Origin of the sequence: Paenibacillus sp. 3LSP (assembly GCF_032465655.1) — a bacterium.
Taxonomy (GTDB): domain Bacteria; phylum Bacillota; class Bacilli; order Paenibacillales; family Paenibacillaceae; genus Fontibacillus; species Fontibacillus barengoltzii.
Genome location: NZ_JAWDJI010000124.1, coordinates 17,425 through 39,094 on the forward strand (window position 1 = coordinate 17,425; position 21,670 = coordinate 39,094).

The window sequence follows — 21,670 nt, forward strand, 5'->3', positions numbered from 1 at the left end:
TCCCTTCCTATGCTGTTCCCTCAGCCCTAGTTCTTTCCTTGATATATCGTTTACGCTCCGCGTATAACGGATCGTTCGGGTCTGTGGTAAACAACATATGCTCATATGGGGATGCATCTACATGTACGATAGCCGATTGATTATCAACTTTGACGAGCATATCTCCCTTGCGAGCTTGATAAACAAGGAAGTCGGCTTCTCCTTCAGTTAACGCTAGTTTTCCGCGCACAGCATCAATATCCAGCGCCTCCTGAATGCCGATAATCTTAATCGGGCTGTTTTTAATGGCAGCCATTCCAGCTTGAGAGCGAGTAAACACCTCCAACCCCTGAGTAACAGGAACAATCCCTGTATTAGTGGCGCGTCCTTCACGAAACGCACTTTCTGCCCAAACAGCTCCAAAATCTTCGTCAAGAAATATATTCTGGCATTCTTCAATGATGAGGAGTTTCTTAACCTCTGGATGTTTCTTCGCCCAGCGTTCCATCATCCAGCGTTCAGTAACAAATAAACCGATAGGACGCATGATTTCTGGATCAAGGCGATTAATCGCAAAACCAAAGATTGGTGCATTCTTCAGTTCTACTGTAGAAGGACCATCAAAAATAGCGTATGAACTCATTTCACCCTTGCGGGTAAATGGTTGTAATAACTCACTCGCCTTTCTAATGGCTTCGCTTTTATGATTGCTCATCTTATCATACAGCCCAACTAGTTCAGGCATTGCTTTTCTTACTTTCCCAGTCCGAAAAATGCCATCTTGTACAATCTGATCCGTCGTGTACAGACTCTCAGGGTCTGTAGTTATCTCGTACTCCGCATACTGCTGTCTTATAGCTCGACCAATAAATACTTTCACTTCGCCGGTTAATACACTTCGGTCATAAACAGAAATCATTTTAAAGACTAATGCCTGTACAGAATTCGCCGCTTCTTCGATATCAACAAATCTTGTCCCGTCTGCAAGTTCTGTAATGTCAACATCATATGGATTGATACGATGCTTAGAATGCTCGTGGAGTTCAATAAATGGGCAGCCCAAAGCACGAAGAAAGTCGCCGTACTCTCCCTTCCAATCAATAATTCCAATTTGCCTTCTTAGATGTGAGGAACGATGTGTAACTAACATGGTCACAAACGTTTTCCCGGCACCAGAACGTCCAATGATGCACATATTATAATTCGCTAGTTCTGGATGCCAGTTGTCCAGCCACACCGGACGTCCCATCCTATCTTTACCTATTACAACACCACTACGATGATTTAAGCTACCTCCACCCCATGGAAAAAGATCGGCCACGTTAGAGCTTTCCAATGAGAGAATGTGCTCTTTTTGAACTGCCGTAGCTTCGGCAGTAGGTAATACGGATTGCAGCGCCGCAAGCTGTTGACCATCGGCTGAACGGAGATAGATCGACTTCCCAGCAAAGCGCTGAACAAGTGAGCGACACAGTTTCATGAGTTCTTTCCATTCAGGGGAGCTGACGATTACCTGAATAGACACTCGAAAACTTCGTTCAACATTCAATCGAATGCGTTTTTGTCGCTCTTTCAAGTCTGCAATTTCATCTCTCATGGCATCAATCTTACGAACGTCCTTTTCATCAGCCAAATCTGATAACAATCCTGCTATCCGTCTGCCGATCTCATCTAGTTCTCGATCATTTGATGACGGCTGGACATGGATCGCTAAGTCTACATCTCCTTTACCATGATCTGCTCGAATTAAGGAATCCAGCATCCCTGCCCAGGTATTGCCCGAAGAAATCTCAGCATAAAAACTACGAAAATATCGAGTTGGTGTAATTGTTCCACCGACTTCTACCGCATAGTCATCAAGCTTAATTTGGTTAGCGCTTATATCTTTCGGAATTGTTTCTCGAATAAATGAAGGGGCAGCGAAGTCAGCTCCACTAGCTTTCCCGGTATCAAGATGAGCCTGGGTTTCATTTCCCATCCCCTCACCTTTTTTATTCCTTTTTAAAAAATTGAACACTTCCATTCCACCTTCTTACACCGCTAATTTATCTCCACAAACTTTACATGTACGCACAAGCTGACCGCCTAAATAGCTCAGTGAAAATCTTACACTCCCACAAGGACAAACTCCGGGCCTACTTGAAACTTGATCAATTTCATTCTTCCTGACCCTTTTTACTGCATCTGACCAGGTTCCTTTACGCATTTTGCAACTCTTCCTGTGTTAAAGAGTGCTTTAATCTTTTGAATGAATCTGATCGTATTGCATCAATCATCCGCGCTTGTGGAGCCAGCTCACGCTGTAAGGTTTGATAAGTATAGTTCCATACTCCCGCCTTATCCAGACGCTGATATCGCATTCCTACTTGTTCACAGAAGCCATATAAGATGTTCTCTACCTCTTCTAATACTTGCAATGCCAGATCAGATTGCTCTTCTTCTGATAAGTTATTTTTCTTAGGAGCGGCTTTGTCCAAAATCGCATTCATTCTCCCTGCCCCTGCCACACCTGTCTCTGCCTTCAAAGGGTCGTATTCAAAAATAATATATCCGTGATAATTTCTGATCGTGCCTTGATCCAAACTCTCTATCAAATATTGTCTTACCAATTCTCCCGATTTCTTCAGGTCAGGATATTCATCAGGAAGCTCTTGAACTGATTGTCCGTAGGCATCCGTATAATCCTTCATCTCAAACAGTTGGGATTGCGTGATGAATGTAACCGGTAATGAGATCGTGTTAATGAGGCCAAGAAAGTTAAGCCAAACTGCTTTGTTTTCCTCAATTGAGGCATTATCCAGATTAATAGGTTCGACTTCAACTACTAAGCGATATTTATTGCCGTTTTGAGCAAGCCCATCCCATGTGATTTTGGAATTTTTCGCTCCGATTAGTTCCTGAACGGTAAGTGGTTTCTCTTTTTTTTGATAGTTCATAAAATAGAACACCGCTGCCGCTAAAGCTAAAATGAGCATCAGGACCATATCATGCTCCTCCTTTCTTGTACAAATATCTCCTTCTCCGCAATCTCAGCCGAAGCATCAGATAGTAATACTTCCATACCGGGAGGTTAGTCCCGGTATGTTTGAAATAGCAAAGATACATGCAGAATAAGAACGGTATAGAATAGTGGAGCCTTGAATAGAACCAGTCTGTCCCAATGCGCGGAACCACCTTGGACATTTGAACAGACAAATACCCTCCAACTGTCCACCATGCCGCTTGACTGAGACTAAGGCCAATACCAAAGATTGTAATGAACTTTTCTTTGATCGCGCTTTTGTACGGTATCGGATGATATTGTCCCCACATAGCCAATTCCTCACAGTTTGGATAGGTCTATACCAAATAATTTGAAGACCGCGCCCAAGATATCTTCTGTCCAAAACGACAAAACTAAGAAAGCAAGGAAAAACACAATTTTCCCTTTCGTCTCTCTTAAAGTGTCCGGGGAAAAACCTGCCCGGAAATAGCTGATAGCAAGCCACAGCCCAAAGATAATTGTGAGTGTCACAAAAATGCGCCGTGCCATATCAACCCCCGCAGTGGTTGATTCATCTACCTTTTTCTCCAAATTAGATACTTCGCTGCCTTGGCTGCCTTGAATTCTCTCCTTGATGCTCTGTGCATGTACAGAATTCTGAAGAGGGACAGCACTGAACATAAACAACAAACCTGCCATCATAACAACTAAAATCTGCTTTAACCTTTTCAAGTGAATGACCTCCCTATTTGCATACTCCTACTCGTTTGTCTTTCCGGAACTCACTTACCGACCACGCAATGCCGTACTTTTTGCTAATCCAACCTGCAAACATCTTGGTTTCCTCCTTTCATATGTTCTCGATAAAAGCAAAAAAGCTCCCGCAATATGCAGGAGCCTCAAAGTCGTTCGATTATGTGATATAGAAATAACTGTATCCTCCAAGTACCATCCATGCTCCCCAAGCTGCCATTGCTGCTGTCTCCACAAATACCGGAGGTATACCAAAGAGTGGTATACCGAATTTCCATGGAATCGGCCACAGTAAAGCAACTCTACCTGTAATGACATCCAACAACAGATGGGATACATAACCAATTAAAAAAGGCCATTGCCAGCTTGAATGAATGCTAAGCAATAACCATACGCATAGTCCAAAAATGATGCTGTGTGTCAATGTTCTCTTTCCAAAAGTAGCCTCTAAGACACTCGGTAAAACAGGAATACAACGCCCTAATAAGCTGTTTTGACGATCTATATCCGGCAATAAGGATGATACTGCTACAACGGCAAGCTGGGCTGGAGAGTGGATGCCAAGCACCATTGCGGCGGTCACTCCGCCAACTAGATGAGAAGCCCCATTCATACCGCAACACCCTCTGCCATCATCTGCAAGAATGCTTCGACCACTCTTGGATCGAATGCCTCACCACTTTGATCTTTAATATAGTCCAACGCTTTTCCTACAGGCCACGCTGCCTTGTACGGTCGATCAGAGCATAGAGCGTCAAACACATCACATACAGCAACAATGCGACCATACAGCGAAATTTCTTCACCCATAAGACCATGCGGATATCCTTGTCCGTCCCAACGCTCATGATGTGAAGCAATAATCTCCCTCGCCGCTTCAATCTCTTCGCCTGTATGTACAGATAGAATGGATAATCCGTACTCTACATGCCGTTGCATCAACCTATATTCCTCTTCATTAAACTTTTCTTTCGATTGCAGTAAGTACGTTGGAATAGCTATTTTACCAATGTCATGATACAAGGCTCCCTGACCTATCAGATGAATCTCATGCTCACTTAGTCCCAACTGACGCGCTAATGACATTGAAAGTTTACTGACTCGCCTAGCATGATTACGATCAAGCATATTTAGCACATTTTCTAAAATCAATTTTGCTCCTCCTTAAGCATCTGCTTTAATTTAGTTTTAAACCACTGGGCGGCCTCGCTTCCGGTATCCAACATCTTTTGCACAGATGCCAATAACCGCTGAGCCTTCTTTTGCTCCTGATCTTCATCTTGCTTAACAAGTTGTTCCGCCCCCTCTTGTTTCAGAATGGCCTTGCGCAATTCTCTAGTGCTCATGGATTCATCGCCAGCTTTAATCAACATAGCAGCCGGTTCATTTGAATGGCTAGCTACTCGATGGTGATACCAGCTCAATGCAGGATGTCGCGATTCAGGTGTAGGGAACGTCCGATAGACATGCACCAGCTCCCGAATTTGCGCCGGGCTGATTCCAATCTGCGAGGACAGGAATTTTTGCTTGGCTCCGGCAGCCAACATTGCATCCAGCAACTGCCCTTTAACGAACCTTGTTTCTTGCTCTTGTTCATCAATCTGGATGTACGCTTGCAGCAGTTCCTCAACCTTGGGCTGAGGGGCTGGCTGGGCTGGAGGAGGCTGATAGCTCAGTTTCAAAATATCCGCCACTTCCTCTGGTGTTAGCCCTTCACGCTTGGCAACGATAGTGAGCAATTCATTTCGATCCAGGTTACCATCATGAAACAACCGATGATGCCAACCGCACAGGTGGATCAGGTTCTCCCTTCGATCATCCCCGCCAGCCCCACGAGTACGAATATGATGAGGTTCACCTTCTGCTGGATGACTACAACGTTCTCCAGTAACAGGATCAACATACTCACAGGCATGTCCAGATTCTTCACGGATGTTCTGGATGTTTTCTCTACTACGAATTTTTTCAGGCTTTGTTAATGTGCTCATATGAACGATTCCTCCAAGCTAATTATTGAGTTAATGACAATATTGGAGAAGAGCGGCGCAAATCAATGGCCTGTAGTGCTACAAGGTATAACGCCTGATCCCAAGAACGTAAACCCACGGACAAGTCAAAATCGCGGCCATTCCAAAGATTCAAACCAAGCTCCAACAAGCTTCTGGTTTGTCCGGTAAGCGGAGCTGTATCACCAGTTGTTTCTCCGCGATCTCTGCGCTCGGCAAAGTCACCCGGATCTTCTAAATAATCAAAATACCAATCAAAAGGCCCGTGCTTCTGCTTCTCCAATGAGAAACACTTATATATCTCTGGATATGCTCCGATGTAACAAGCAGCGTAATAATCTCTTGCCTTTTTTACGTCAGGAAATTTCGCTGCAATACGTTGAAAATTAATTTTGTGTTGTTCGTTAGCAAAGTACATCCTTCCTTCCCCTTTCCACTTTCAAGAAAGTTTGTCATTGATCAATGGCTCTCAGACTCGACAATCAGCTTCATGGCAGTTCTCTGCTTTCCTTCGATCACAACATCGACAAAAGCAGGGATACAAGTCAGGTTGATACCTTGGGATGATACATACCCCCTAGCTACAGCTACAGCTTTAAGCGCCTGGTTGACAGCTGCTGCACCAACGGCTTGTAACTCCAGCTTCACCTTTCCATCGCGGATACCGCCAGCCACAGCCCCAGCCAGTGCATTCACCGAAGATTTTGAAGATACTTTAAATACATTTTCAGACATATCGAATTCCTCCGTTTTTACTTTTTAAGAGTTGTCTCACTCTCTAAAAAATGTGAAAGCCTCTGACCTGATGTCGCAAGGCCAAAGGCTATCTATTACGTTGCATTAAATTTTCGAACTATGCAGAAGTTTTACTCAGCAACTTGTTTGCAGCTTCTTTTATTACTTCGATTTGTTCTTTGTACGATAACTTTCCAAAAGCATCGAATACTTCATCTGGTACACCATCAAATCCGCCTTCCAATTCAGCAATGTCACTGATGAAGTTTTGACCAGTTTCACAAAACCACTTAACTACCAACCGTTGATATTTGTTCACTTTGAACATCCTTCCTTCGCAATATGTGTCATTAGTGCAATAACAGGCTTTGAGATATGGGGCTGAAGGACTAGGGATGGGATTGCTCCATGTCTGCCTGACGCCATCATGCCTGCTTAGCGCTCCCCGCTCCTCCTCATTGCTCTTCAGCCCATTCGCCAAAAGTGACACTCACCACAGCCGGCGTTTCAAAGACTGTTCATTGTGTGCACGCGCATGCCCTGAGTTTTAAGGATCATCCTCCTCAACTTCAACCTCTTCCCATGTATAACTCACATTTTCTCTGATCCATTTTTGCACCGCTTCATCCAACGCCGTTCTGACCTCTGTTTCGTTTGATGCTTCCCATGAAATTTGAAGATCAACATCGTATGTATCTTCATCATCTTCACCAAAGTTAAATTGAATACGCACGTTTTTTGTTATCCTCAATCATTTCATCTCCTCCTGAATTCCATGGTCACTGTATTATATATAGATTAAGAAAGAAGACCACTCGCTAAAATCATGAAACCATTGATACATAAGCATTTTTCGGCATTTTTGGGTGTCACCTTTTCGTGACACATGCGTCCCCTTTTGGTGACACCCCCTGCTCGCAAAAAACCTGTATTTTTTTGAACTGTATTATTTTCCCTTCTGCTTTTTTACAACTTCCAAAAACTTCTTTCTCTTAACCAACTTTCCATACTGACTATGTGGTTCAACAATGGCTTTGATCGGCAGTTTCACTCCAGACCTTTCCAAGATGTTGTAATGAATCATCAGTTGGACAATCCCACTTTGAAGCCTATTTTTATCCCCACAGCATATAATCTCTGGATTCAAGAAAAACGGACGCCGAGTGACATGACGTCCGTAAATTTTTAGTTCATGAACATTGGCGAATTCATACATAATCCCTTTTTCAATTAATGCAGATATCATTTCACTTGTCTTTTGCCGACTTCGCTTCAGATATGTTGCAATCTCCGACACGGAACAATATTGCCCGGATGTAGGATCGACAATAGCATTAACGTTCATTTTGAGCATTGGGGCAAGCGTAAAGATAAAGCTAAACTCAGCACTGGTTAAATATTGAATCTGACATAGATAAGCTATATTTTCATCAATGGTTTGAGAGAACCTTGTTTGATTTACTGCTCTCTGCCTTTTGCGTACAATCATGAACCCTTGTTCATTAGCTTTGGCTTCTTCGTCATTGACCTTACCTAGATCAATCTCAGTTCGCCTTTTCGCCTTCAATTCTGCCTGTTGAAGTGTCTGCTTTAACGCCCCAATCTTATCCATATACCTTCCTCTGCCCTGTAGGAATACTCTGCAAATTACTCTCAATCTTCTCCCTTAGCGCCGTATTACGCTGCACCATCTTGTTGTTGCTTATAGCCATACTAAGTGCCTTGCGAGTCCCTATCATGACACAAACCCTCTCTGCTCTCGTCAGGCCAGTATAGATCAGATTTCGAGCCAACATAACGTAATGGCTGGTAGAGACAGGCATAATAACTACAGGGGCTTGTCCACCTTGAGCCTTGTGTATGGTAATGGCATAGGCCAAGAGCAAGTCCTTTAGTTCGTGCTTACTATAGACCACTACTTTCCCGTGAAAATCACAAGCAAGCCCTATTTCATCCGTCAACTCACCACTTTCATTTTTGATGGATATCGTACCAATTACCGTCCCTATATCACCGTTTAATACCTGTTTATCATAATCATTCTTAGTCTGGATAACCTTATCTCCTTGACGATAGATGCGCCCAGCGGTCTTTATCTCGGCTTTATCTAATGCCGGTGGATTCACCGCCGCTTGGAGTGCATTATTTAATTCTTCCGTACCAATAACCCCTTTTTTCATCGGTGAAAGCACAAGAATGTCTTCCAACCTATACCCCTTGTCCAAGAATCTTAGCACACTAAGTACGACCAGATGAGCAATTCGTTCCGGCTCGGGCTGCTCGATGAAAAAGAAATCATCTTTGGTTTTATCAATGACGACCTGCTCACCATGATTTATACGATGAGCGTTCATTATAATTTGGCTTTCTTGGGCTTGACGAAAGATTTCTGTTAGACGTACATGAGGAATACAAGCAGCGATCATGTCATGCAGCACATTTCCAGGCCCCACAGATGGAAGTTGGTCGCTGTCTCCTATAAGAACCACTTTTGTATTTGGCCCGATGGCTTGAAACAAGTTATATGCAAGCTGCAAATCCTTCATTGACACTTCGTCAATAAATATCAGATCAAAGGGCAGAGGCATATTCTCGCCATACTCCGGCTCAGCACCAAGACGGAATCCAAGCATCATATGAATAGTGGAAGAGTCCATGCCTGTTAGCTCTCCAAGTTTACGAGCCGCACGGCCTGTAGGCGCACATAGCCCAATGGTTGCTTCTGGATAGTGCTTTTTATAGATGTCAATCATGGCCTTTACCACAGTGGTTTTACCTGTGCCTGGATTGCCGGTAATGATCAACAATTGTTGCCTGAACAGTTCTCGAACTGCCTCACGTTGCTTTTCAGCCAGTACAATTCCGTGTTGCAGCTGATACTCGCGAATCATCGGTTCTAAAAAAGGCATAGCTCCGCCACTCCGGGTTGCCATGCAAGCCAGCTTATGAGCAAGTTTATTTTCATAGATATACAGGTGCTTCGGATAAATCCTATCTTCTTCCCATATTACTTGTTCGTGAGCTGCCATTAACTGAAGCTCAGTTTCAATATCCTGTTCTGAAACGCCTCGTAAAAGTTCTTTAGTCCGATCAATTAGTTCGTGTTCAAAGACAAAACAATGACCCCCCTTATAGCACGTCTCGTTAAGAACATGCTGTAACGCTGCATTTAAGCGATACGGTGAGTCCATACTAATACCTATTGTCATAGCTATCTCATCAGCCTTAAGAAACCCGATTAGATGAATCTCCGTGAGTCGATATGGGTTGCGCCGCACAATATCAACGCACTCGTTCCCCCATTGCTTATACATTTTCGTTACAGTATCCGCAGAAATTCCGTAGGGCAACAGCGTCATCATAATCTGCTGAATTTCAAAATTGCTTTTAATGCTATCTGCAATTTTCACTGCACTTTTCGTGCCAATCCCCTTAATACCCATTAGACAAGCGGCACCCTCATGCATAATTCGTTCCAGTGCCCGATCACCGAGCTTTTGAACGATCAATTCAGCAGTTTTCACTCCGCACCCTTTGACGAATTTAGAACTGAGGAAGGAAATAATCTGGTCCTTGGTTTTAGGCAAAGGCCGCTCCCAGTGATCTACAGCAAACTGTAGTCCATATTTGGGGTGAGTCTCCCACTTACCATGAACAGTAATCCGCTCCCCTTTGTTTACTCCGTAAAGATTGCCTTTAATGGCAAAGGGTTCACCGCCGTTTTCCGGCTGCCAACGCGCTACACCAAAGGTATCCTCCTCACTCAAACTACCGTTACGTGGATGGATGAAGTACACCACATGGCCTGTGCTCGTTTCTAGTAATGGTGCTTCCATCAGCTAACACCTGACTCACGAAGATATTTAAACAATAAAGTTATCAATGATCGCGGTGATTGCAGCCATTTGCTTTGAAGATCAACAGAGTATATAATTTTGTCCAAAAAGGTTCTTGGAAAACTCACAATTTCTTTGTTATTTCTTACAAATGCTCGTACCCTTTCAGCCATACGATTCTTAAGCTGCTGAATACCACTCAGTTCCTTCGCTACTACTCCAACCGGCTCTTCATAAACCTTTTCAACCAATACATTCATCTGTTGTTCAGCAACATCCAAAGCTTTTAGTGCTTGCGCGCGCTCTTCCTTAGTCTTGGCCATATTGACTTCATGCAGAGCATTCTTCATATTTTTCTCAACTTCATCGACTTCATTAGATGCCGATGTTTCTTCAACAGGGACTGCTATCTCAACTTGTTGTTCTTCTGGTTCCAGCCCGAGCATTTTTTGAAACTCATCAGCTCCGATAACTTGTCCAGAGCCAGTAAATTGTTTTATTACTCCGGGGATACTCTTGATGAGATGCCACACATCGACAGGTAAATGCGCCGAGCAATTATTTTCATCGACTGAGTAATTCATTTCAATAAAAATATAACCGGGCATAATAGCACGTTTAATCTCTTTTCCAAGCTTTCCCTGACCGAGCAATCGTCGAGTAGTTGTTGTAAATGTATGTACTGCCTTGATCCAATTTTGAGCGGATTCATTTCGAGCAAACGCCCACTCCATCAGCTTTTTAACATTGTTCTCTTTACCAGTCATAACCTGTATTGCAAACGCAGCTCCCATCAGAGTACCTCCTTCATCGTTTTACTTACTACATAGCTTTTTCTTGCTTTGCTTTTCGGCTAGCTTGAATCTCAGCAGCGTATTTGATATTTAAAGCTGCCAGCATTTTGTGCAGCTTATTCCAAGCTTTTTCAGATAAACCAGGGTTATAGAAAATTGGCTTCTCGCTCATTGGAGTCTCCTTTCAAACCGCTAATAATATTCACTATTCGTGCACTAATGGACACTTATAGTGGTCGAAATGATCAAAAAAAAGCCATTCAATGCTTACATTATAGTAATGCGCAATCTTTGTTTTCAGATCATCTTTTGGAGTTCTTTCCCCTTGCTCATAAGACTTTAAAGTTCTTACAGGGATTCCGAGGTCGTTAGCAACTTGTTCAGCTCTTCTTTCTCCTCGAAGTTCTACTAGCTTTTGCCCGACTTCTTTGGACATTTTCAACACACCTCTTTTTTTCACGTTTTGTAATCTACATCAATGATATAACACATTTAGTAACCTGTAAACACTTTTTGTGAGTTTTCGTATAAACAATCACAAAACGTGGTAATATAGGAATAGGTGATGTACATGTCAAATTTCGGTGAGAGACTCACTAGCTTAAGGCAAAAACATAAAATGAGCCAAGAAGCATTAGCTGAGAAGTTAAAAGTCAGTAAAAGCTCAATTGGTATGTACGAGCGAGGGCAACGTGAGCCTTCACATGAAACTTTGCTCTTGATAGCTGATCTTTTTGATGTATCACTTGATTACTTAATGGGGAGAGATAAGGGTACTGCACCTAAAGCAGATTTCACTCGGATAGCACCAACTAATACGTCAAAACTCCCTCTGCTTGAACAAATTTTTTTCGATGGTTTTTTAGAGGCTTCAAACGAAGAAAAGGAAGAAATTATTCGCTACTGGCATGAAGAAATCAAAAAGAAAAAGAAAGTACCTCCTACAGAAAAAGACACTGACGAATCCGCTTGGGATTTGAAAGATAAATAATTCTATAGCCCTTTAGGGCTTTTCTTTTACAGTTTAAACAGAACATACGTTCCGTTTAAACGTGTTTTCAAAGCTTAGAACACCATAATCACCAAGAAAAAGGACGATGTTTCATGAACTTAAACTTAGAGCAGCAAGTGAATAAACTCTTGAATTATCTCAATATCCACTACCCACACGAAATCGACATCGAAGCCATCGCTTATGCTTGTAAAGCCGAAGTCTTTCCAACTTCAATCCGCAGTCATTGTATCACCCATCCCACAAAAATAGGATGGAGCGGTTTATATATCAACGATCAGTTATCTCTGCCTGAATGGCGACAGACCGTAGCCCATGAGTTGTGTCATCATGTTCTACATGTAGCCTCCCACTTAGAAATATCGAACTTACATATCCAGCGCCACGAAATACAAGCAGCACATTTCGCAGAGTATCTGCTTGTACCCCTTCACATGATCAATCATGACGATATTGCACACATCAATTACCTTGATGAAGGTATTCGCTGGATTGCTGAAGAATTTGTCGTTCCACTCGACTTAGCCAAAAATAGATGGGAAGCCTGGAATGCACAAAACATTAATGTTTAAGGAAGCGATGTATAAATGCGTGTTGCTATCTATATTCGTGTATCAACTGACATGCAAGCAGAAGAAGGTTTTAGCATTGAGGGGCAACGTAGTCGTTTAATCAGCTTTGCAGAATCACAGGATTGGGTCATACACGACTTTTACGTTGATGATGGCTATTCAGCAAAAGACTTAAAACGCCCAGATATGCAGCGTATGTTGGAAGATATGGAGAAGAAACTGTTTGATGTTGTTCTCGTTTACAAACTCGACCGCCTTACTCGTTCCGTAGGCGACCTGCACTCCCTACTTAAAACATTTGATCTTTATGGCGTGAAGTTTAAAAGCGCTACAGAGATTTTTGAGACGACGACAGCAATGGGGAGGTTCTTTATCACCCTTGTCGGTGCAATGGCTGAGTGGGAGCGTGGGACGATCTCAGAGCGTGTACGCTTCGGAGTCGAGCAAATGGTTGCGGAGGGTCGACGTCCAGGTGGCGTAGTGCCCTATGGATACACGCAGGACGAGCAACTCATTCCTGAAGAGGCTGCACTGATTCGTGAAGTCAGAGATTTGTATATGAGTGGTAAAGGTTATAAATCTGTGGCTATGATTATGAATCGCTCGGGTAAGCTTCGAAGAGGGCGAGAGTGGACTGATGCTACCGTTGCCTACACATTAGAGAACCCATATTACGCAGGTATCATTAGGATTGGTTCAAAGACCCCTGCTGGTACATACGTTAACAGCAAACGAGATGAGAGGGTAAAGTGCGTATATGGTAAAGGATCACATGAACCTATTTTTACTCAAGAGGAGTATGAAGAACTCAAGAAATACATGAAACGGAAATCTCAAGGCGGATTCAGCAAAGTTGGTGAATACTGGTTTAGTGGCGTTTTACGTTGTGGTCGTTGTGGAGCAGCTATGTTTGGACGATTGACAACAAAAAGAACAACAACCAAAGGGATTGTCCGTACTCAATACTATATTTGCTCTAACCGTCATCACAGTAAGACGTGTGATCTCCCTATCTTTCGCCAGACACACATCGAACATTTGGTGTTCCAGTACATTAATCAAATCCAAGAAGATATGGTAAAACTTAATGAAGAGGCTATGAAAATATTTGCTGATGAAGGAAAAAAGAAAAGTGCAATCGACAGCGCCAAACGCGAGCTTTCAAAGGTAGCTGAACGTAGGGAAAAGTGGCAGTACATGTTTGTTGAAGGCTTGATTGGGAAGCAGGAAATCCGTAAGAGAATGGCTGAAGAGGATGAGCGTGAGAAGGAGATTCGCCAACGGATTGCACAAGAACAAAAGGCTTTTTCTGGCATACCTCGAATTGAGGAACTGGTTGGACTAGCAGAAGGCTGGGCGTATTTCGATGATCAAGAGAAAAAAGAAATTATTCATACTGTCTTTGATAAGATTGTAGTAAACACCGACTTACGAAAAATTAAAGGTGTGAAAAACAAGTTTTTTGATGCTTACATCCAAGAGATCTCGTTCAACTAACGACTCCATGTCTAATTCACTACCACAATACCCACGATGGACTCCTATCATTGATATTGTGTATATCATCATCTTGATTATATTGACCTCCACAATACCCATGATGGGGAGCCATCATGGCCAGTGTTCATGGCCTGAAGCATATCCAGCGCCTCCGCCCCGCGCACCTCTCCAACGATAATCCGGTTGGGCCGCATACGCAGCGAAGAGCGAATCAGCTCGCGCACGGTAATTTCGCCTTTCCCTTCCGTATTGGCATTCCGGGTTTCGAGCGATACGAGATTCGGGACCGAAACGATTTGCAGCTCGGCGGAATCCTCGATCGTAATCACCCGCTCATCGGGTGGGATGAACTGGGACAATGCGTTTAAAAACGTCGTTTTCCCCGAGCCCGTTCCGCCGCTGATAAAGATGTTGTATTTGCTTCGCACCAGCCGCTGCAGCAGCTCCGCCGCTTCCTCGCTCAGGGAGCCAATCGCAACCAACTGCTCCATGGTTAACGGCCGTTCCGGGAATTTGCGAATAGTCATCGTTGGGCCCTTTAAAGCGATGGGAGGCAGTACGATATTTACCCGCGACCCGTCCCGCAGACGCGCATCAACGATTGGCGACGATTCGTTCACTACCCGGTTAACGCCGGAAACGATCATCTGGATAATGTCTTCCAAGCGCTCCCGGGACTCAAAGCGGACAGGAATCCGCTGAACCTGCCCCTCTCGCTCGACGAAGATTTCCTCATGACTGTTGATCATAATCTCTGTGACGCTGCGATCCTCAACGAGCGGCTGAAGAACATCCAGCCCGCGAAACGAATCGTACAACCTGCGCACCCATTTGCGCTTCTCGGCCGCCGTTGCCCCGCTTAATCTCCGATCCTCCAGAACGCGTCGCTCGATATAGTCCATCAGTTGGTCATCGTTCAGAACAGAGGTGACATCCAGCCCCTGACGAATTTCATTGCGCAGGGCGGTAAATTCCGCTTCCTCCATCATGAATCCCTCCCGCACCAGCGAATGACGGTTCCTCACCCTGAAGCTCACGGCAAAGCCGAATCATATCGCGTTGATACAGCGGCGAATGCAGCAATTCACCTTGGCGGCTGCCCTGACTCCAGGCTGGAATATACGATAGCGTAGCTCGCAGTTTCATCTCGGGACGCTGCAAATCAGCCAGCGGCTTGCCTGTATATCGATTCAGTGCAAAACAGGTTTTCTTCAGAAGCGACCGGTAAAAATTCGGCCGAGTACGTTCCAGATGAGTCAGCCATCCCCGGGTTTTACGCATTACTCCCCAATCCTCCGTTACGATCCATACAATACGATCCGCCCGTTCCAGCACCGCATCCATACGTCCATCTGGAAAGGAATCCATATCGACGATCACCGAGTCATACAAACCGCTGCCGGCAATGTACTCAATTAACTCCACTGTATCTTTGCGCTCCATCTCCAGCAGCTCATTCAGATTATCCGGCGGGGCCAGCGTATCTCCTTGCAGGACGGGATGCCTGTAGGCATACGCGGAGATCGGAAAACGGGGCGGTTCCCGCCGATCCTCAGCCGCCTTCAAGTCGTACAGCAGCCGGGCTAAACCAGGCTTCTCCTCCTTTGTGCCCTGCCCGGTAAACGGCGGTTCGCTGCCAATCGTCTCCAGGTTCAGGTAAAATACCTTCCCCCCTTCGGTCGCCAGCTGTCGGGCCAAATGAAGCGCCACCGTCGTTTTGCCTAAGCCTCCTACGGTTGAATAAACCCCAATGACCAACGACTGCCCGCCGATGCGCACCTCCTTGCCTGAGGCTCCTTGAACAAGCTCGATCACCGCAGAAAGCAGCTGATGCAACGACTGATATTTGTCGACGCGCAAACGATCCGAATGCTGTGGCCCACCGCCTTCCCCTAGTTCAATGAAGTAAAGCCCGGGGCGCTTCATGCCTTCTGCCGCCTCAAGGAACATCTGGTCACCCAACACCGCATCGATCTCTCCGCTGGATTCCAGCAGGTATTGGGCAAATGCCTCCTTCCGGCTAAACGCGGTCACCACCAATCGCCGGTCGAACTCGCTCTCATGAACATAATGCAAAAATGGTTCGATATACTCCTCCTCTTGCACGGCTAGCACTAATTTGATTGGAATCTCAATCCCCTCCTTCAAGGAAAACGAGAACAAAAAAAGCACCGCCCAATAACCCGATTTAACAATCGAGTAATGGACGGTGCTACCGTTCCGAATTCCTGGATTTTACAGTAAGAATATCACATTTATGGATGATAGACAAGACCTTTTCTTAGTTTCTATTATATAACTCTCTATAATTACCGATCCTCCAAAAACCGCTCCCTCAGCTCCCGGGTGGGCACAAGGCAAGTCTCGTCCTTCCCAAACCAACGGTAACGATGTCTGGCGATGAATTGATAGACGGCATCCCGAAGTCCCTTGGGGACAACGATCAACGCGTACAGCAGCGGCCAGGGATAGCGTAAGCCTCTAGCAATCCGCAGCGCCGCCGCCGAGCGGATATAATAGCTTCCATTTTCGATCAACACGACGCTGTCCAGCGACTCCACATGCACTCCCGACGCTTGCAGCAGCCGGCTCCCCGCCTCAGACTGCAGTGAGGCAAAGCGGAACCGCCCAGCCGGGTCACGTTTGATAATAAACTTAACCGCTCCCTGGCATAAATGGCAGACGCCGTCAAATAAGATCACATGTTCATTCCGTTGATTCCGTTGAACTGACATGCTCCTGGCCTCCTCTCCTGTACGCGGGTAACACATAAGTTACTAGAAGATATGAAAAAAGCACGGGACCATTCCCGTGCTTGCTGTCGCCAGCTGGCCAAAGCGTTTTTACTAGGACGTCAGCTTCTCCAGCCACTGTCCTTCTACCATCTGACGGTTGATTTCATCCGAAAACTTCTCCATACATCCGCAAATGAAGTCTTTACGGCAGACCGGGCAAGGTGTCTTTTGCAGCCTGCTGACGTTGGTTAACCGCCATTCGGGATTACGGTGGTAAAACACGCGGCACGCCGTACCATCGGCCAGATTCACGATAAACTCGTATAATCCGTCATTCTCGTTGCTGCCGGCCTTGGTCACATTTACAACATTCGGTCTGTAAGCCATGTTATCACCCGTATTATCAAATTTCGTTCCACAGAGCGCAGCTCTTTTAGTACTTAGACATATTAATGAATTTTTATCGGCGTGTCAACTTGAAAACCTGCCCAAACGGCTTGATTTGACGCACTTTTCGCAAGATTTTTATTAATATGTGCAAAAAGTCACCTTCCCATACTCACATGCTCCATCAATTCAATGGAATTAAAAAAGAACTTCCCGGATTCCCTCCGAGAAGTTCTTCTGTCATGCGGTAGAGAGGACTCGAACCTCCACGGGCGTACGCCCACTACCCCCTCAAGATAGCGTGTCTGCCATTCCACCACTACCGCATATGTTAAGTCTAGGTTCAGACGAACATGGTAATTATAGCTTTGCTGTCTCCAAAAGTAAAGTGGAATTATTTGTCCATCCGACCGGTCTTCCGCCTCCGGTAACGGACAAACTCGATATATTCCCGAACAAAAGCCCGCTCGGCTTCGGTTAACGTGCCGATGAACGCCCCCCAGTCTTTATCGGTGGTGGTGGTATATTCCGTTCTATGATCCTGCACGTACTCCGCCTGTTTTTCTTTTCCCGTCATAAGCCAGTCCAGACTAACATCGAAGAAAGCCGCGATCTCAATCAATTTATTCGTGCTCGGCGTGGACTTTCCCCGCTTCCAATCCCCGAAGTTCCCGGTACTGATCCCCAATTCGAGGCAAAACGCCTTTTTGGTCATGCCGGCGTTTTTAATCAGCAGTTCAATACGTTCGTAGATTGACAACTTCTCTCCAACCTTCCTCAACAGCTTTGATGGCGCATTTAAGTAATTTATAAGTTGTGTAATAACTTAGATGCGTTTATAATAGAGTGAAATACTGGAACTATACCTATATCTTAACATACCACTGGCAAGTACTTAATAGGTCGGAAGACTGCCCTCAGTTTCATGACAGGAGCGTACCCGCCATGAGTGACAACCTCCAATGGAAGGCACCCTATCATTCTTTGAATCAAAGTGTTGCAATCATTGAACCGAATGGAACGATCGTCTCTGTCAACCGAACTTGGGCCAAACGTGCCGCCTCTTTGGGTGTTGCTCACGGCTGGGCACGGCCCGGATTAAACATTTTTCAGTTTTTTCAGCAGGGGCCGCATCATCATCGTTATTTTAACCCCCATCTGCTGATGGAGCAATTTTCGAAAATATTAAGCGGGGAAACCGACCTTATTGAGATTGAATTCAAGGTTTCCTCCAACGATGACGAGCTCTGGTTTCTCGCCGAATTAACTCCTTATGCCGAAGAGGACGCCTCTTCACCTCAAGGCATCGTGATCACCTGCACCAACATCACCCGGATAAAGCGTCTGCAACTTCAAATTCAGCATGAGCTCGCACATACCCGCACGCTCCGAGGGCTGCTTCCCATTTGTGCCGTATGTAAGAAGATCAAGGATGAAGGCAACAACAGATGGTGTAACACCGAGGCTTACCTGATCCAGCATACCCACGCTGAATTTACGCATGACATTTGCCCTGATTGCATCCGGGCTTTATATCCCAAATATTCCTCGAACCTGGACTTGCCGCCCCAGCAGGAACCATAATGAACTCAGCTGAGCGTTAGTGTAACGGACGTTCAGCTTTGTCTTGGGCTGCCGAAAGCCGTCGTGATAACATTCGGCTGAGTTGCTGCCCCAGTGTAGCACCAGCCAAGCCTCCGGCAATCAAGCCGATGCCCCCAAGCTGGAGCATCCCCGCCAAGGTGGCGAGCAGTGCCCCGCACCCGGCTGCAGCCAGGAATGGCACAGTACGCTCGCCCCCGGCAAGCAACGCGATGAAGAGCGCCGGCAGCGCAAAAGTTAAAACTTCCGCCAATTCTGCGGTAACGAAGCTCCCCAATCCAGTGCCTACCGCTGTACCGGCAATCCACGACCCATAAATCGCCAATGCGAAAGTAATATAATAAGCAGGCGATATCGTCTCCCCTTGGGCTGCCCGGCTGGAAGTGACCGCGAACCCTTCATCGGTTAGGCCAATCGCTGCCAACCATTTGGGGAATTCCCGCCATGTCGACAGGTAAGGTCCCATCGTTGCTCCATAGAGGACATGACGCATGTTTAACAGCAGCAGTGTCGTTACGATGGTCACGGGAGCCGCAGCGGATGCCAACATACCTAACAGCATAAACTGGGCCCCTCCCGAGAAGATCCAAACCGAACTGAACACAGTCATTCCCCCCGGCATTCCACCCGCCGCAGCTAGCACACCGTAAGTCATGGACAATGGAAAATAAGCCAGCAGAATCGGAAATGCATCCCGTAAGGCATGTTGAATCTCTTCACTTCGTTTCGGTCGATTCATGAATGCTTCCTCTCCCTCTATCTATCTTTTGATCCTGGTCAGCCGAGCCAAGCGTGAAAACCTGCATAAAACAGCACGCCGGCGGTTACTGTTAACAGAAGACGGCGTGTCCACCAGGCGATCAAAATCGTAGGAATCGCGGCAAACAGCATCAGGTTCTCCGCCAGCGGTATCCACTTCCCATCATCAAGCAGCAGCAGCGGGCCAATCAGCGAGCCAAGCACGGCAGGCGTCACATACGCTAACCATTCCTTCGTAGAATCGGACCACCGGATCCGGCTGCCTAATACTAAGGAACCTGCCCGTAATAAATAGGTTCCCGCTCCAATCAGAACAATGATCCAAAGCTGAGTTACCACGTTTTGATCTCTCCTTGACCTGAAATGCATTTCATAATTTATACTCGTAACCATAAAGATAACCCTCACCCATAATGGGAGGATAGGAGGAAACTAACGATGAAACTGATCGCTGTTGATCTGGACGGAACGCTGCTGACCTCGAACAGCCGCCCGAGCTCCCAAGGCTTGGACGCCATTTCGCACGCCGTAGAACAGGGGCATACTGTAACGCTGTGTACCGGTAGAGCAAGCTTTGATGCCCGACATTTAACCGGGAAGCTGTCCATCCCCATTATCGCATCCAATGGCGCAGAAGTGTTCGACCGGGAAGGAATGCTGCTGCGGGAAACGCCAATTCACTCGAACGCTGCTGCGGAAGCCATTCGTTATTTGCTGAAACAGGACGTCTATTTCGAAATATTTTGTCCTGAAGCCATCTATTCACCGTCAAGCGGCGAGCAAAAGCTGCTCGCTGAAATGGATATGCTGGTCAGCGCAAATGTGGAGGTCGATCGGGATCGATTGTGGGAGAGCGCAAAAATCCAATTCGTTCAATTTGGTTTCGAGAGAATCGACAATCCACTGCAGCTCATCGAGCAAGAGCGTCCTATATATAAACTTCTGGTATTTACCTATAACAAAGAAAAACTCGACGAAATCACGCGACATTTTAACGTACAGCCTCAGGTGCAAACGACTACCTCCGCCAAGCATATTGTAGAGGTCATCGCGAAGGAAACCGACAAAGGCCAAGCATTACAATTTCTCGCCGGCCATTTGGGCGTCGAGATGTCCGATACCGTGGTGATCGGTGACAGCTATAATGATATCTCCATGTTTCAAGTCGCAGGTACCAAAATCGCTATGGGCAATGCTGTAGATGACGTCAAGCGCCTGGCCACCTCGGTCACCCGAACAAATGACGAACACGGAGTGGCTTATGCAATTCGCACTTTACTCGAAATCTAGCCCCTGTCTAAGCCTTTGGGCATGAAGAAAGAACCTTGCTAAATGCAAGGTTCTTCACTTTCTTAGGATGCGGTAGAGAGGACTCGAACCTCCACGGGCGTACGCCCACTACCCCCTCAAGATAGCGTGTCTGCCATTCCACCACTACCGCATATGAAATTAATAAAAGGGATGGTGACCCGTAGGGGATTCGAACCCCTGTTACCTCCGTGAAAGGGAGGTGTCTTAACCCCTTGACCAACGGGCCACAGCTTCATCACCACTAGAAGCGGCGACAAAAATGAGTATAGCAAAAAGATTTCCGGCTTGCAAGCCCTAATTTTAAAAAATATTTTGGTTGTCCTAAGCCCCCTCCAATCGAGGGTTCTCATCCCTCAACAACAAAGAACCTCCGGATCGCCGGAGGCTCTTATTGTGATGTAACTCAGAACGGAGAGAGAGGGATTCGAACCCTCGCACCGCTTACGCAGTCTAACCCCTTAGCAGAGGGTCCCCTTATAGCCACTTGGGTATCTCTCCATATGAATGGCTCCCCGAACAGGACTCGAACCTGTGACAACTCGATTAACAGTCGAGTGCTCTACCGACTGAGCTATCGGGGAACGAAAATAATTGAGGACATCATTTAATTTATCACGGTTACGCAGCAAAGTCAAGAATCAAAGCGCTTTCGTCAGTGTCAAGCTAGCGTGGGCAGTCATTTAAGATGCCTGGAACGCGAACCCCG

Annotated in this window: 26 protein-coding genes, 5 tRNA genes and 1 pseudogene; 5 read left to right on the forward strand and 27 right to left on the reverse strand. The window is 45.8% G+C overall.

All coding sequences use genetic code 11. From position 1 onward, the window contains the following. Positions 1-7 precede the first annotated feature (7 nt). The 15 genes from RW092_RS09850 to RW092_RS09920 form a co-directional block, all read right to left on the reverse strand. Positions 8-1,996 carry a VirB4 family type IV secretion system protein gene (locus RW092_RS09850; protein ID WP_316010107.1) on the reverse strand — a complete coding sequence of 663 codons (1,989 nt, stop codon included), beginning with the start codon at positions 1,994-1,996 and terminating at the stop codon, positions 8-10. 181 nt (positions 1,997-2,177) lie between these two features. Continuing rightward, positions 2,178-2,963 carry a hypothetical protein gene (locus RW092_RS09855; RefSeq protein ID WP_120464971.1) on the reverse strand — a complete coding sequence of 262 codons (786 nt, stop codon included), beginning with the start codon at positions 2,961-2,963 and terminating at the stop codon, positions 2,178-2,180. 338 nt (positions 2,964-3,301) lie between these two features. Beyond that, a complete protein-coding gene (locus RW092_RS09860) occupies positions 3,302-3,694 on the reverse strand; it encodes a hypothetical protein (protein WP_036714838.1) in 393 nt (130 codons plus the stop codon). A 181-nt stretch (positions 3,695-3,875) separates the two neighbouring features. Beyond that, the gene (locus RW092_RS09865; protein WP_212940275.1) at positions 3,876-4,328 is read right to left on the reverse strand and encodes a metal-dependent hydrolase; all 453 of its coding nucleotides are present in this window, start codon (positions 4,326-4,328) and stop codon (positions 3,876-3,878) included. Continuing rightward, complete coding sequence (locus RW092_RS09870) at positions 4,325-4,867, reverse strand: HD-GYP domain-containing protein (RefSeq protein WP_212940274.1); 543 nt, start codon at positions 4,865-4,867, stop codon at positions 4,325-4,327. The genes RW092_RS09865 and RW092_RS09870 overlap by 4 nt, the downstream gene beginning before the upstream one ends. Next, positions 4,864-5,703, reverse strand: a complete 840-nt coding sequence (locus RW092_RS09875; protein WP_316010108.1) for an HNH endonuclease — start codon at positions 5,701-5,703, stop codon at positions 4,864-4,866. The genes RW092_RS09870 and RW092_RS09875 overlap by 4 nt, the downstream gene beginning before the upstream one ends. A gap of 22 nt (positions 5,704-5,725) precedes the next feature. Continuing rightward, positions 5,726-6,139, reverse strand: a complete 414-nt coding sequence (locus RW092_RS09880; RefSeq protein WP_316010109.1) for a hypothetical protein — start codon at positions 6,137-6,139, stop codon at positions 5,726-5,728. A 41-nt stretch (positions 6,140-6,180) separates the two neighbouring features. Beyond that, positions 6,181-6,456 (reverse strand): stage V sporulation protein S, encoded by a 276-nt coding sequence (locus RW092_RS09885; RefSeq protein ID WP_316010110.1) that lies wholly within the window; start codon positions 6,454-6,456, stop codon positions 6,181-6,183. A 118-nt stretch (positions 6,457-6,574) separates the two neighbouring features. After that, on the reverse strand, positions 6,575-6,775 hold the full coding sequence (locus tag RW092_RS09890) for a hypothetical protein (protein WP_316010111.1): 201 nt from the start codon (positions 6,773-6,775) through the stop codon (positions 6,575-6,577). Between the two features lie 228 nt (positions 6,776-7,003). Continuing rightward, entirely contained in the window at positions 7,004-7,207 is a 204-nt protein-coding gene (locus tag RW092_RS09895) for a hypothetical protein (protein ID WP_316010112.1), read from the reverse strand. Positions 7,208-7,402: 195 nt separating this feature from the next. Beyond that, positions 7,403-8,068 carry a hypothetical protein gene (locus RW092_RS09900; protein ID WP_090725964.1) on the reverse strand — a complete coding sequence of 222 codons (666 nt, stop codon included), beginning with the start codon at positions 8,066-8,068 and terminating at the stop codon, positions 7,403-7,405. Further along, a complete protein-coding gene (gene recD2, locus RW092_RS09905) occupies positions 8,061-10,292 on the reverse strand; it encodes an SF1B family DNA helicase RecD2 (protein WP_316010113.1) in 2,232 nt (743 codons plus the stop codon). Before recD2 ends, RW092_RS09900 begins: the two co-directional genes overlap by 8 nt. Beyond that, the gene (locus tag RW092_RS09910; RefSeq protein ID WP_316010114.1) at positions 10,292-11,086 is read right to left on the reverse strand and encodes a transcription termination/antitermination NusG family protein; all 795 of its coding nucleotides are present in this window, start codon (positions 11,084-11,086) and stop codon (positions 10,292-10,294) included. Before RW092_RS09910 ends, recD2 begins: the two co-directional genes overlap by 1 nt. A 28-nt stretch (positions 11,087-11,114) precedes the next feature. Next, on the reverse strand, positions 11,115-11,258 hold the full coding sequence (locus RW092_RS09915; RefSeq protein WP_177178784.1) for a hypothetical protein: 144 nt from the start codon (positions 11,256-11,258) through the stop codon (positions 11,115-11,117). 33 nt (positions 11,259-11,291) lie between these two features. After that, positions 11,292-11,522, reverse strand: a complete 231-nt coding sequence (locus tag RW092_RS09920; protein ID WP_316010115.1) for a helix-turn-helix transcriptional regulator — start codon at positions 11,520-11,522, stop codon at positions 11,292-11,294. Between the two features lie 135 nt (positions 11,523-11,657). Here RW092_RS09920 and RW092_RS09925 point away from each other — a divergent pair, with 135 nt between their 5' ends. The 3 genes from RW092_RS09925 to RW092_RS09935 all read left to right on the forward strand — a co-directional run bounded on the left by RW092_RS09925 (position 11,658) and on the right by RW092_RS09935 (position 14,167). After that, positions 11,658-12,077: a helix-turn-helix domain-containing protein gene (locus tag RW092_RS09925; protein ID WP_316010116.1), complete on the forward strand. Its 420-nt coding sequence runs from the start codon at positions 11,658-11,660 to the stop codon at positions 12,075-12,077. 113 nt (positions 12,078-12,190) lie between these two features. Continuing rightward, the gene (locus RW092_RS09930) at positions 12,191-12,670 is read left to right on the forward strand and encodes an ImmA/IrrE family metallo-endopeptidase (protein ID WP_316010117.1); all 480 of its coding nucleotides are present in this window, start codon (positions 12,191-12,193) and stop codon (positions 12,668-12,670) included. Between the two features lie 15 nt (positions 12,671-12,685). Continuing rightward, positions 12,686-14,167 carry a recombinase family protein gene (locus RW092_RS09935; RefSeq protein WP_316010118.1) on the forward strand — a complete coding sequence of 494 codons (1,482 nt, stop codon included), beginning with the start codon at positions 12,686-12,688 and terminating at the stop codon, positions 14,165-14,167. A 101-nt stretch (positions 14,168-14,268) separates the two neighbouring features. Here RW092_RS09935 and RW092_RS09940 read toward each other — a convergent pair. From RW092_RS09940 to RW092_RS09965, 6 genes and pseudogenes are all read right to left on the reverse strand, one after another. Beyond that, positions 14,269-15,156: pseudogene (locus tag RW092_RS09940) on the reverse strand (TadA family conjugal transfer-associated ATPase); the annotation flags it as partial. Then, the gene (locus RW092_RS09945; protein ID WP_316010119.1) at positions 15,122-16,342 is read right to left on the reverse strand and encodes a nucleotide-binding protein; all 1,221 of its coding nucleotides are present in this window, start codon (positions 16,340-16,342) and stop codon (positions 15,122-15,124) included. The gene RW092_RS09945 and the pseudogene RW092_RS09940, both read right to left, overlap by 35 nt. Positions 16,343-16,479: 137 nt before the next feature. Continuing rightward, positions 16,480-16,905: a thiol-disulfide oxidoreductase DCC family protein gene (locus tag RW092_RS09950; RefSeq protein ID WP_316010120.1), complete on the reverse strand. Its 426-nt coding sequence runs from the start codon at positions 16,903-16,905 to the stop codon at positions 16,480-16,482. A gap of 111 nt (positions 16,906-17,016) precedes the next feature. Next, positions 17,017-17,292 (reverse strand): hypothetical protein, encoded by a 276-nt coding sequence (locus RW092_RS09955; RefSeq protein WP_016313102.1) that lies wholly within the window; start codon positions 17,290-17,292, stop codon positions 17,017-17,019. Positions 17,293-17,535: 243 nt separating this feature from the next. Then, a tRNA-Leu gene (locus RW092_RS09960) sits at positions 17,536-17,618 on the reverse strand. Positions 17,619-17,686: 68 nt separating this feature from the next. Then, the gene (locus RW092_RS09965) at positions 17,687-18,007 is read right to left on the reverse strand and encodes a helix-turn-helix domain-containing protein (protein WP_051417170.1); all 321 of its coding nucleotides are present in this window, start codon (positions 18,005-18,007) and stop codon (positions 17,687-17,689) included. Between the two features lie 230 nt (positions 18,008-18,237). Between RW092_RS09965 and RW092_RS09970 the strand changes: the two genes are divergently transcribed. After that, a complete protein-coding gene (locus tag RW092_RS09970) occupies positions 18,238-18,876 on the forward strand; it encodes a PAS domain-containing protein (RefSeq protein ID WP_316010121.1) in 639 nt (212 codons plus the stop codon). Positions 18,877-18,892: 16 nt separating this feature from the next. On the opposite strand, the gene RW092_RS09975 is transcribed toward RW092_RS09970, so the two are convergent. Together RW092_RS09975 and RW092_RS09980 are read right to left on the reverse strand one after the other, a co-directional pair. Further along, positions 18,893-19,633, reverse strand: a complete 741-nt coding sequence (locus RW092_RS09975) for an AzlC family ABC transporter permease (RefSeq protein WP_316010122.1) — start codon at positions 19,631-19,633, stop codon at positions 18,893-18,895. 38 nt (positions 19,634-19,671) lie between these two features. Further along, positions 19,672-19,992, reverse strand: a complete 321-nt coding sequence (locus tag RW092_RS09980) for an AzlD domain-containing protein (protein WP_254899750.1) — start codon at positions 19,990-19,992, stop codon at positions 19,672-19,674. Between the two features lie 99 nt (positions 19,993-20,091). Here RW092_RS09980 and RW092_RS09985 point away from each other — a divergent pair, with 99 nt between their 5' ends. Beyond that, a complete protein-coding gene (locus tag RW092_RS09985; RefSeq protein ID WP_316010123.1) occupies positions 20,092-20,943 on the forward strand; it encodes a Cof-type HAD-IIB family hydrolase in 852 nt (283 codons plus the stop codon). Positions 20,944-21,011: 68 nt separating this feature from the next. Here the strand turns inward: RW092_RS09985 and RW092_RS09990 are convergent. From RW092_RS09990 to RW092_RS10005, 4 genes are all read right to left on the reverse strand, one after another. After that, positions 21,012-21,094: transfer RNA gene (locus tag RW092_RS09990), tRNA-Leu, on the reverse strand. Between the two features lie 21 nt (positions 21,095-21,115). Further along, positions 21,116-21,190 (reverse strand) — tRNA-Glu (locus RW092_RS09995). Between the two features lie 183 nt (positions 21,191-21,373). Next, a tRNA-Ser gene (locus tag RW092_RS10000) sits at positions 21,374-21,462 on the reverse strand. Positions 21,463-21,469: 7 nt separating this feature from the next. Then, positions 21,470-21,545: transfer RNA gene (locus tag RW092_RS10005), tRNA-Asn, on the reverse strand. Positions 21,546-21,670: the final 125 nt, after the last annotated feature.

Coding starts and splice junctions, on each gene's coding strand:
- RW092_RS09855 (WP_120464971.1), bottom strand. CDS start 2,963: ATGGTCCTGATGCTCATTTTAGCTTTAGCGGCAGCGGTGTTCTATTTT.
- RW092_RS09865 (WP_212940275.1), bottom strand. CDS start 4,328: ATGAATGGGGCTTCTCATCTAGTTGGCGGAGTGACCGCCGCAATGGTG.
- RW092_RS09875 (WP_316010108.1), bottom strand. CDS start 5,703: ATGAGCACATTAACAAAGCCTGAAAAAATTCGTAGTAGAGAAAACATC.
- RW092_RS09880 (WP_316010109.1), bottom strand. CDS start 6,139: ATGTACTTTGCTAACGAACAACACAAAATTAATTTTCAACGTATTGCA.
- RW092_RS09885 (WP_316010110.1), bottom strand. CDS start 6,456: ATGTCTGAAAATGTATTTAAAGTATCTTCAAAATCTTCGGTGAATGCA.
- RW092_RS09900 (WP_090725964.1), bottom strand. CDS start 8,068: ATGGATAAGATTGGGGCGTTAAAGCAGACACTTCAACAGGCAGAATTG.
- recD2 (WP_316010113.1), bottom strand. CDS start 10,292: ATGGAAGCACCATTACTAGAAACGAGCACAGGCCATGTGGTGTACTTC.
- RW092_RS09910 (WP_316010114.1), bottom strand. CDS start 11,086: ATGGGAGCTGCGTTTGCAATACAGGTTATGACTGGTAAAGAGAACAAT.
- RW092_RS09915 (WP_177178784.1), bottom strand. CDS start 11,258: ATGAGCGAGAAGCCAATTTTCTATAACCCTGGTTTATCTGAAAAAGCT.
- RW092_RS09920 (WP_316010115.1), bottom strand. CDS start 11,522: ATGTCCAAAGAAGTCGGGCAAAAGCTAGTAGAACTTCGAGGAGAAAGA.
- RW092_RS09925 (WP_316010116.1), top strand. CDS start 11,658: ATGTCAAATTTCGGTGAGAGACTCACTAGCTTAAGGCAAAAACATAAA.
- RW092_RS09930 (WP_316010117.1), top strand. CDS start 12,191: ATGAACTTAAACTTAGAGCAGCAAGTGAATAAACTCTTGAATTATCTC.
- RW092_RS09935 (WP_316010118.1), top strand. CDS start 12,686: ATGCGTGTTGCTATCTATATTCGTGTATCAACTGACATGCAAGCAGAA.
- RW092_RS09950 (WP_316010120.1), bottom strand. CDS start 16,905: ATGTCAGTTCAACGGAATCAACGGAATGAACATGTGATCTTATTTGAC.
- RW092_RS09955 (WP_016313102.1), bottom strand. CDS start 17,292: ATGGCTTACAGACCGAATGTTGTAAATGTGACCAAGGCCGGCAGCAAC.
- RW092_RS09965 (WP_051417170.1), bottom strand. CDS start 18,007: ATGACCAAAAAGGCGTTTTGCCTCGAATTGGGGATCAGTACCGGGAAC.
- RW092_RS09970 (WP_316010121.1), top strand. CDS start 18,238: ATGAGTGACAACCTCCAATGGAAGGCACCCTATCATTCTTTGAATCAA.
- RW092_RS09975 (WP_316010122.1), bottom strand. CDS start 19,633: ATGAATCGACCGAAACGAAGTGAAGAGATTCAACATGCCTTACGGGAT.
- RW092_RS09985 (WP_316010123.1), top strand. CDS start 20,092: ATGAAACTGATCGCTGTTGATCTGGACGGAACGCTGCTGACCTCGAAC.